We start from the raw sequence: 6,844 nt of genomic DNA on the forward strand, positions 1-6,844 counted from the left end.
TTTCATTACTATTTTCGCTAAGGCTCGCCTTCACCATTGCTGTCATCAGGCGGAGGGCTTTCTTCCTCCTCCGGCCTTCCAATGACCTCTTGGTCATCCGTTTCCTCTCCGCTGCCGCTGCCTGGCGTTTCCTGCGCCATGACTTCGACTACAACCGTCAGCTGCTGCTCACTGCTCGATACCGGGAAAACATGCGGCGGAAGCTCCACTTCCAAAGGAAGCGTGTGTGTCCCTGCATCCAAATCATCTATATTTGCAGTGATTTGAATATTGCTTGCTTTCAGCTCTGCAAGTGCCGATTCGGAGCCGCTTACGATTAAATCCATACGGCCTGAGGCCGGAGAAACGATTTTAACATCAGTGCCTTTGGAAGTCCCTTGCAAATGAATAGGCAGCGCCGACATCGTCTTTGTAATGGAGCTCTCTACGTTGACTTGAACTGATATTTCGGCAGGCGATACCGATTTTACCCCGTCTACAGCAGCTGCTTTCACTTTATACGTTCCCGATTGCTTGATTTTGGACAAATCTACAACGTAGCCATCAAAAATCGTAATATTATCCAGCTCTGCTTTGTCTGCATATACGGTTGTCTGATTCACCTCAGGCTTTACTGAAACGATGCTCATGCCTTCAGGCAAAGTGCCAGAATAGCGGATTTGAATAGGCACCTGTTTGTTAGGCCAAGTAACTGGAACTTCTACATGGATCGAATCTGGAACAACAACCGCGCCACTCATTTCATTGCCTTGCGTATCGTAAACGACAACCTTTGCTTTTTTGTTTACAACCGTTTTGTCTGCACCGCTAATATCGACATTAGCGACAACTGATCCTACCTGGCTCATATCATCGCTCGGCAGTGTCACCTTCACCTTGCTGCCACCCTCAGACATTACCGCAGGCGTACCTACTACCAGACCTTCAACCGGGCTTCCTTGCGTAATGACCTGCACATCATAATCTTTTGTTACAATTTCCTCTACTCGCACGGTTACTAATTGAGGCGAAAGCTCCACTTTCTGAATGCCCTTAGGAAGCTTTACCGTGAGCGGAAGCTCATGTATTCCTGGCTTTACATTTGATAAATCTACATTAACAATATACTGATCATTGGAAGCGGCAAATAAATGGGTAATACGTCCTTCAACGACGAGCCTGGCAACTGTAGGCTCCATAGCTGTCAATGTAAATCGTTCCGTATCCAAGCCCACAGGCATTATTGAAATAGCTTCTATAATTTTAGTATCCGTACTGGATGTTGCTGTCTGTGGTGACGTTTCAGGATCGATATGTACGACTGCCCATAACAATACTGCTAACAATAAAGATATTATTTTTAATGCTGTTGGATGATTCAACCATTTATCCATTGCGCTCTCCTTTCCGTTTCCAGAACGCGGAGGCTGCTGATCGTTTCTTGCCTGGAGTACTGGATTTAGGCAGTAGCTCCTCAAACAGCTTGGAAATCAAAGACTCTTCATTAATATCACGGACAATCATCCCATTCATCGTGAGCGATACTTGTCCGGTTTCTTCAGAAACGACTACAGCCAAAGCGTCGCTTACCTCGCTTACGCCGATTGCGGCGCGGTGTCTAGTTCCCAGCTCCTTGCTAATAAACGGATTTTCGGACAAGGGCAAATAACAGCCAGCTGCCATAATTTGCTTGCCTCGTACAATGACCGCACCATCGTGCAATGGAGTATTAGGTGTAAATATGTTAATCAACAGCTCGGAAGTAATCCGCGACTCCATTTGAACTCCGGACTCTATCAGCTCGCTTATACCGGTCTGCCGTTCAAAAACAATCAGCGCGCCAATCTTTCGCTTGGACATAAACTGAACGGCCTTAATTAATTCATCAACCTGTTCACTCAAATCCTGCCGATCAATATTGGAGGAGCGCGAAAATAAATTGCCCCTTCCCAACTGCTCCAATACACGTCTTAACTCAGGCTGAAAAATAATGATTACTGTTAAAATTCCTAACGTAAACATTTGATTCATTAACCATTTTAGCGTATATAAATTAAACCACGTACTGATTGCCCAAGTTGCCACAAGTACAAAAATTCCTTTAAGCAGCTGAACAGCTCGAGTACCACGCACCAGGACCATTATCTTGTAAATAATAAAAGTGACAATGCCAATATCGATAATATCCTTGATTCCATCCTGCCACGTTAAGTCAGAAAAATAACTCATAAGCCAACCCCCAGCAGCTTACCACATTTGTCTCTTTATCTTTTTATTCATTCTTTTGTGAGCAATAAGTAATTTCTATATTTTACAACGAAACTCCTCTTTTTCATACCAATGTCTTCTTAGATGAGAAACATTTCAGATGCCATTAATAAATACTGCTATCCGTTACTCTAATTGTAACTTATATTACCCTATAATATCAAAAAAAACAGGGCTGTCTAGGAAGTCGCAGATTAACCCTATCGTCAGGGCCGTTTTTGGTGTTTGAGGAAGCGTTTTCGGCCGAATGAAGCTCATCAGTTATTTAACAAAACTTTCGATATTAATCAGAATTCCAAAATATGTTTCAATTTACACTTCAATTTACGAAACGAAAAACCGTTATATAGTAGAAGACTTTTTTTATTTTAATGCAGGAAGGGCAGGATGAAGTGAGCAGAAAACATAGCAGATTTATGATCCAACTAAACCCGAAGATGTGGCTGGCAAGCCTATTAGCCGTTTTGCTGATGACTGTTACAATTGCGGATTTAGCAGCAGCTGCAGAAGAACAGGTGACAGGTATTGAATTTCAATATGATGATGCCAATTATAATAACAGTACCTCGTCGCTTGAAATGTTTGTCGAAGACAATAAGGTGCATGTATCCGTCCTCGCTTCCATTGCAGGCTCTACTTCCAAAAAGGATGTAACAGCCGATGCTGTATGGAAATCTACCAACACCTCTTACGTTAAAGTAGACAAAGGAATTTTAACTGGTGTTGGCAAGGGAACAGCAACGATCAGCGCGGTATACAAAGGCTATACGATTTCTATAAAAGCTAGCTCAGACTATATGTACGATAGTGTAAAGCTGATGGATAAAGATGAAGCTGCGCCTGCAAAAATACAGGTGGAGCTGGGACAATCATTGCGTTATACATTAAACGGCACGAAAAATAGTGTAACAGAGGATGTTACTTCCGAAGCCATTTGGACAACCTCCAATAGCAGCGTAGCTACTGTTGATGAAGGTGAAATTAAACTAACAGGCACTGGAACAGCTACCATAACAGCCAAGCTTAAGGGCAAATCTGCCAGTATTGCTTTAACTGTAAGCTCTCCTTACAAATCGATTGTAATTGCACCGAATCAACTGCTGGAGCTTGAGGTTGGCGCCGATGATACGGCGCTTGCAGCAACTGCTTACCCTAAAACGGGCGGGTCCTTGAATGCTACAGATAAAGCTGTCTGGACAACAGGCAATGCTAAAGTTGTAAAGGTTGAAAAAGGACTAGTAACGCCTGTAGGTGCAGGAAAAACGACAATTACCGTTTCACACATGGGTGTGTCTGCTTCGATTGATGTTGTTGTAAGAACACCATATCAGTCGATTCGTCTAACGCCGGAAAAAGAATTTCATATGCTGCTGCAGGATAGCCCGCTAAACATTCGTGCAGAAGTGCTTAGCAATTCTAATGTGTCCTATGATGCAACCTTACTTGCAGATTGGACTTCCTCTAATGTAGTTGTGGCTACTGTATCCAATGGAGTTGTTGTTCCCAAAGAAATCGGAACGACTAAAATTACGGCTTCCTACAAGGGAGTAAGCCGCAGCATTGATGTTCAAGTATATCCAAGCATCAATAAGCTGACGATTGAAAATAAAACAATCGACGGCTTTGGCGGGACTTCCGGAGAGCTCCCTACAGTGATGGGCACTACTTTCGATGGTACAAAGGTTGATGTATCCAAGCTTGTAAAATGGCATTCCTCTAATAACACTGTTGCAGAAATAAAGGATGGCAAGTGGAAAGCCAATGAAATTGGCGAAACGGCTCTAATTGCAACTCTTGGCCATATGTCTGCAGAAACGAAGCTAATCGTTCATGTAAAGCCGCTTAAGCTCATCCCTGAATCGAAGGAACTAAGCATCATTATCGGTAAAGAAATTTCTTATCCAGCCGTAACGGTTATTAATGTGGATGGAGAAGAGGAAGATGTAAGCAAATCGATCAAATGGGAATCGAATAGTGATAATATTGTTTTAAAAGAAAAAACGATTAAAGGTCTTGATCAATCAACCGTTACTTTAACAGGCACATATTTGAATAAGTCCGTTTCAGTGAAGGTGAAAATTGAAGAAGAGATAGTGAAGATTGTTGCAGAGCCGACAGAATTGCTGCTCAATCCAAACAAATCAAAGTCTATAAAAGTAACAGGATACTATAAATCGGGCAAATCAGTTGTTCTGAGCTCAAAAATAGATTGGACCGTTGCGAATCCTGCGTTGGCGGCAGTAAACGGACGTACGGTTAAAGCTTTGAATCCAGGAACCACTGTCGTAACAGGCAGCTACCAAGGCGTTAAAATATCTATTCCAGTAAAAATAACACCAAAAATCAAGTCGCTCACAGCTTCCGACAAATCGTTGAAGCTGACGAAAGGGGCTTCTGGATCTGTTGAAATTACAGCAAACTATACAACTGGCGAACCAGTTATTGTGACAGATGCAGCTGTTTGGACAACCACCAAGGCAAGCGTTGCTACTGTTAAAAATGGTAAAATTCAAGCGGTAGCAAAAGGAACAGCAACAATTAGAGCAAGCTTCGAGGGCAAGACCGTGACAATACGAGTAACCGTTAAATAATAAAATAAAACTTCAAAAAACAGACAAAAGGCGGCGCAAGGAAAATTTCCTTGCGCCGCCTTTTCATATATCCGACCATTTCACTATTATGGCGTAATTCCGCTTAAAGTAGAGGTGATTTTGTACCAAAACCAATCAAGCGCTTGGTCAATTTGTCTAATATTACCGGCTATCTTGCCTGTAGATGCAAGCATCATGCTTCCGTCAATAACTGTAATATTGCCGTCTACCTCGCCTCTGACTTCAATTATGCCATTCTCTACCGTTAAATTGCCGCCAATATGCGCACCTTCAGGTACGATTACCTTATTTCCTTCAAAAACGAGCTGCTGTGAGTCTAGTCCAGAAACAGCTACAATAAGCTCAGAGTTCTCACTCCATGAGGCAAATAATCCACTAATCATTACTAATATAAATACAACTGCGGCCGAAAGAAATGGATGACGGTATATATAACGTACTATACCGTTACGCTTCTTCTTCTGCTTCGGGAGTTGTCCTAGTATACGCTCCTGTAGGTTTTGAGCTGCAGCTGCATCATATCCCGATTCAGATCTCATAGCCTCAAATGAAAAATATGCTGCCGCATCAGTCTTTTCAAGCTGTTCTAATTGTTTGCTGCATGAAGGACAAGAGTTAACATGCGCTCGAAGTGTCAGGATTTCTTCTCGTGGCAATTCGCCGTCTAAATAATCATGCATCTTGCTTATGGCGATTTTGCATTCCATAGCAGCCAGTCCCTTCTTTCCCTTTACTCCATAATACAATCTCAATATAGGATACGTTGCTTTTCCAATAACGTTTCACTTTTATTTAGAAAACCCTTTTATAGACGATGCTCTAGTTTTTTACGAAGTAAATCCCGCCCGCGGTGCACCCTCGTTTTAATCGTCGTAACAGGCATCTCTACAATATCACTAATTTCTTGCAAGGATAAATCTCTTATGTAACGCAAAATCATAATGCCTTTATACTTCGGAGGCAAGCCATCCATCGCTTCCCGGATAATACGCTGTGTGTCCGTTATAATCATCTCTGATTCCGGCGTAATCTCATCGCTTGGCAGCATCGAGTAGCCGTCAAGCCCTTCATGCTCGCTCGACTCCGCATCCAGGGAATACGTCGGCCTTCGGCGGCGCAATCGATCGATACATAAATTCGTAGCAATGCGATAAATCCACGTAGAAAACTTTAAGGATGAGTCATAACGGTCCAGATTTTTATAAACGCGAAGAAAGGTGTCCTGAACGACATCCTCCGCCTCCTGCTTGCTATTCAACATTCGATATGACATATGAAAGAGCTTGTCCTGGTACAAGCTAACAAGCTCTGCAAATGCTCGCTGGTCTCCCTTCAGGGAAAGCCTGACAAGCTGATTCTCTATCTCGTTCACGTTGCGTCTTCCTCCAAACGTCTCTCACGTCGTACTGCCAGCAACAAATGCGTGATATCAAGGATAAACGGCTCCGCCGTCCTTTGGACTGGCGCGTTTACCGATGAATTATAAGAACAGATATAAAGTGCAAAAACTTATACTTTCTTATATTTCAAAGGTAACCGGCTTCACCATCCATCCTTGAGACAGCGGCGTTTACCGATGAATTATAAGCATGAACTTATATTCAACTTACGCCTTTATCGGCTATCATTTGCAATCATTGTTAAAAATCGTAAAATCAACAATACAGTGACTTACTTTCATTGCTGCTTCAAGACCTAATTATTATTACTATATTCATTCTAGCAAATATACTCAGGAACATGAAGCGCTAATACTCTTTTTCTGAAAGAAAAACATAAACTAATCATATTATGTCCAAATGTGACACGTTTCATGAAGATTTATGTTATTGGCAAGGCATCAAAGTAACTATAAGGAAATAGCACTGCGATCATGTTCGGGCTTCCGACCGCTGCTGTACGCTACCGCTTCTCCGGTCCCAATCTTGCTCTCCATTTCCTAATTGCTCCTCACTCCTCGATATAAATTGTTGGGATGCAGGATC

5 protein-coding genes and 1 pseudogene are annotated in these 6,844 nt (G+C 42.4%); 1 reads left to right on the top strand and 5 read right to left on the bottom strand.

The window, feature by feature from the left end:
* Nucleotides 1-17 precede the first annotated feature (17 nt).
* Both V1L65_RS10815 and cdaA read right to left on the bottom strand, forming a co-directional pair.
* On the bottom strand, nucleotides 18-1,373 hold the full coding sequence (locus V1L65_RS10815; RefSeq protein WP_331699149.1) for a CdaR family protein: 1,356 nt from the start codon (nucleotides 1,371-1,373) through the stop codon (nucleotides 18-20).
* Entirely contained in the window at nucleotides 1,366-2,208 is an 843-nt protein-coding gene (gene cdaA / locus V1L65_RS10820) for a diadenylate cyclase CdaA (protein WP_331699150.1), read from the bottom strand. The genes V1L65_RS10815 and cdaA overlap by 8 nt, the downstream gene beginning before the upstream one ends.
* Before the next feature lie 431 nt (nucleotides 2,209-2,639).
* On the opposite strand from cdaA, the gene V1L65_RS10825 reads away from it, so the two are divergent.
* Nucleotides 2,640-4,838: a hypothetical protein gene (locus tag V1L65_RS10825; protein ID WP_331699151.1), complete on the top strand. Its 2,199-nt coding sequence runs from the start codon at nucleotides 2,640-2,642 to the stop codon at nucleotides 4,836-4,838.
* Between the two features lie 86 nt (nucleotides 4,839-4,924).
* Here the strand turns inward: V1L65_RS10825 and V1L65_RS10830 are convergent, their stop codons facing one another.
* The 3 genes and pseudogenes from V1L65_RS10830 to sigW all read right to left on the bottom strand — a co-directional run bounded on the left by V1L65_RS10830 (nucleotide 4,925) and on the right by sigW (nucleotide 6,222).
* The gene (locus V1L65_RS10830) at nucleotides 4,925-5,398 is read right to left on the bottom strand and encodes a polymer-forming cytoskeletal protein (RefSeq protein WP_331699162.1); all 474 of its coding nucleotides are present in this window, start codon (nucleotides 5,396-5,398) and stop codon (nucleotides 4,925-4,927) included.
* Nucleotides 5,399-5,470: 72 nt separating this feature from the next.
* Nucleotides 5,471-5,566 (bottom strand): annotated as a pseudogene (locus V1L65_RS10835) (zf-HC2 domain-containing protein); the annotation flags it as partial.
* 98 nt (nucleotides 5,567-5,664) lie between these two features.
* Nucleotides 5,665-6,222, bottom strand: coding sequence for an RNA polymerase sigma factor SigW (gene sigW, locus V1L65_RS10840; protein WP_432504642.1), 558 nt, complete (start codon nucleotides 6,220-6,222; stop codon nucleotides 5,665-5,667).
* Nucleotides 6,223-6,844 lie beyond the last annotated feature (622 nt).

The organism is Paenibacillus sp. IITD108, from assembly GCF_036541265.1.
Taxonomy (GTDB): Bacteria; Bacillota; Bacilli; order Paenibacillales; family Paenibacillaceae; genus Pristimantibacillus.

Coding starts and splice junctions, on each gene's coding strand:
- V1L65_RS10815 (WP_331699149.1), bottom strand. CDS start 1,373: ATGGATAAATGGTTGAATCATCCAACAGCATTAAAAATAATATCTTTA.
- cdaA (WP_331699150.1), bottom strand. CDS start 2,208: ATGAGTTATTTTTCTGACTTAACGTGGCAGGATGGAATCAAGGATATT.
- V1L65_RS10830 (WP_331699162.1), bottom strand. CDS start 5,398: ATGAGATCTGAATCGGGATATGATGCAGCTGCAGCTCAAAACCTACAG.